Origin of the sequence: Syntrophomonas wolfei subsp. methylbutyratica (genome assembly GCF_001570625.1) — a bacterium.
Classification (GTDB): domain Bacteria; phylum Bacillota; class Syntrophomonadia; order Syntrophomonadales; family Syntrophomonadaceae; genus Syntrophomonas; species Syntrophomonas methylbutyratica.
Genome location: NZ_BBQT01000082.1, coordinates 1 through 441 on the forward strand (window position 1 = coordinate 1; position 441 = coordinate 441).

Sequence of the window (441 nt, forward strand, 5' to 3'; positions counted from 1 at the left end):
ACCACTTCCTTGGATTTCTCCGTGGATGCTTTCGGGGTGGCCTTGTCATCGGGCGGAATGTTCTGTGTGATATGCTCCACGGCCCGGTAGGCCCCGGTGGTTACGGCCTGGGTGGAAGCACCGGTAAACCGGTAGATTACCGCGCCGCCACAGATGAATCCCAGAATAGTATAGGTATTGAGTATGGTAAGAATGCTCTCTGGTTCCACTCCCAGAACACGCTGGATAACCAGAATCAAGGAGAAGATCATGGTGGTAGCTCCAACCACAGCGGTTCCGATTAATACCGGCTTGCCCGTGGCCTTAGAGGTAGTGCCGGCACCGTCAGTGGCTTCCAGATAGTACTTGGCTTTATAGAAGTCAGGTTTAAAGCCGAAGTCCTTTTGAATCTGTTTGCTGATATTGGGAATAGTTTCAATCAGAGATAGCTCATAGATAGAC

General features: G+C 50.8%; 1 protein-coding gene. It reads right to left on the reverse strand.

Features of this window, described 5'->3' with window-relative positions; genetic code table 11:
- Positions 1-441 (reverse strand): sodium/proton-translocating pyrophosphatase (locus AWB54_RS15095; protein WP_174520079.1); only part of this gene is annotated, 441 nt, incomplete at both ends.